We start from the raw sequence: 1,647 nt of genomic DNA, 5'->3' as shown, positions 1-1,647 counted from the left end.
GCGCCTCTGGTCCGCGGTCCTGGCGGTCGAGGAGATGGCGGCGCTGCTGCGGGATTTGGAAGGACAAGCCGCCCGCCAGTGCTGGTCCGACGTCGAGGGTCCGTGCCGAGAGCGAGCCGGGGACCTCGAGGCGCACGCCCGCACCCTCCGGCGGCTCATCGAGCAGGACCGACCGCTGAGTCTGGGATTCGAGGCTCCGGCCTCGGAGGAACCCGGGAGTCCCGCGTGATCAAGGCCGAGGGGCTGGCCCGCGACGTCGTCACGATCGGCGGGTCGGCGGGCAGCATCGAGGGGCTGATCCGGCTGTTCGCCAAGCTGCCCCCGGACTTCCCGGCGGCGATCGCGGTCGTGATCCATCGGTCCCCCTTCTTCGAGAGCCAGCTCGACCGGGTCTTCGGCCGTCACTCGTCCCTGCCGGTCGCCGAGCCCACGGATGGGGACCATCTCGAGCACGGCCACATCTACCTGGCGCCAAGGGACCATCACATGGTCGTGGAGGCGGGCCGGTTGCGCCTCAACCGCGGGCCTCACCAGCACCGTTTCCGCCCCGCGGTGGACGCCCTGTTCCTGTCGGCCGCCCGGGAGTGCGGGCCGCGGGTCATCGGCCTCCTGCTCTCTGGCGGCGGAGCCGACGGGGTCCGGGGGCTGATCGCGATCAAGGCCGCGGGGGGAATCTCGCTCGTGCAGGACCCCGGCGAGGCGCGCTGCCCGTCCATGCCGTTGCACGCGATCGCGGAGGACGACGTGGACGCCGTCCTGCATCTCGATCGGATTCCCGAGGCGCTCGTCACGCTCGCCGAGGGCGGCGCGCTCGAGTGCGATGCCATCGGAAGGGGCTCGCGAGGGTAAAGGCGTCCGATCGCGCGGCGGGACTCAGCCGCCGCCGGCCGGGGGGGGCGACGGGACTTCACGCTTTCGTCGGGCCTGCCGCGCCATCCGCTCTTCGCTCGCCGCTACGCTCCGCCTGGTGCGGCCCGCCGACTCCTGACTCCATGCCTGCATCCGCCGCATATCCTCCGCGCGGGACGCGCCCGGCTTGGGTGGCCTGCCACGCGTCCGGCGGGCCCTCTCGGCCCCGCGACGGAGCAACTCGGCGCTCCGCCGCGCGTCCTCGGCGGCCTGGCGGAGCGCCTCCTGCACCTGGCGGGCCTCGTCCAGCGTCGCCCGCAGCGCCTCGCTGGCGGCCCGCAGCCGCTCCGCGTCATCGCGGAGGCTCTCCGACTGCCGCCGCTCCGCCTCGGCCTGCTCGCGGCGCGCCTCGGCTCGCTGCCGATCGGCCTCGGCTCCCGTGCGCCGCACCTCCGCCCCCCGGCGCCCCCGCTGCGTCGATCGGGATCCGCGCAGGCGGCGCATCAGCCGGCCCGTCCGTCGAGCCGGCCGAGTCCGATTCTCAGCCTCATGGCCGGCTAGGAGGCTGTCGGGTTAACCGGGCGCGCCGTGTAGCCAAACCGCCCCGCTCACGGTGGTCCACTCCGAGCGCGGGCTTCGCCCGCGCAACTTTTCCTGGGGGAGGTCTCGGAGGGGGCCGTTGAGGCCCCCTCCGATCGACTAGAGGCCGGAGCGCTCGGCCACGTCGAGGGCCGCCTGGGCCAGGCCGACGACGCGGTCCTCGAAGGTGGCGAACCGGACGTCCTTGGTCTGACCCCG

At 74.2% G+C, this 1,647-nt stretch carries 3 protein-coding genes; 2 read left to right on the top strand and 1 reads right to left on the bottom strand.

Translation table 11 applies throughout. The features are described from left to right. Both VGW35_13740 and VGW35_13735 read left to right on the top strand, forming a co-directional pair. Window positions 1-229, top strand: a 229-nt coding sequence (locus VGW35_13740) for a hypothetical protein (GenBank protein HEV8308718.1), incomplete at its 5' end; no start/stop codon positions are given. Next, window positions 226-849: a chemotaxis protein CheB gene (locus VGW35_13735; GenBank protein ID HEV8308717.1), complete on the top strand. Its 624-nt coding sequence runs from the start codon at window positions 226-228 to the stop codon at window positions 847-849. The genes VGW35_13740 and VGW35_13735, both read left to right, overlap by 4 nt. Before the next feature lie 24 nt (window positions 850-873). Here VGW35_13735 and VGW35_13730 read toward each other — a convergent pair whose 3' ends face one another. Next, complete coding sequence (locus VGW35_13730) at window positions 874-1,299, bottom strand: hypothetical protein (protein ID HEV8308716.1); 426 nt, start codon at window positions 1,297-1,299, stop codon at window positions 874-876. Window positions 1,300-1,647 lie beyond the last annotated feature (348 nt).

Source organism: Candidatus Methylomirabilota bacterium (assembly GCA_036005065.1).
Classification (GTDB): Bacteria; Methylomirabilota; Methylomirabilia; order Rokubacteriales; family DASRDR01; genus DASYQW01.
Note: the sequence above shows the minus strand (reverse complement) of the source record. Positions and strands in the feature narration are given on the sequence as shown.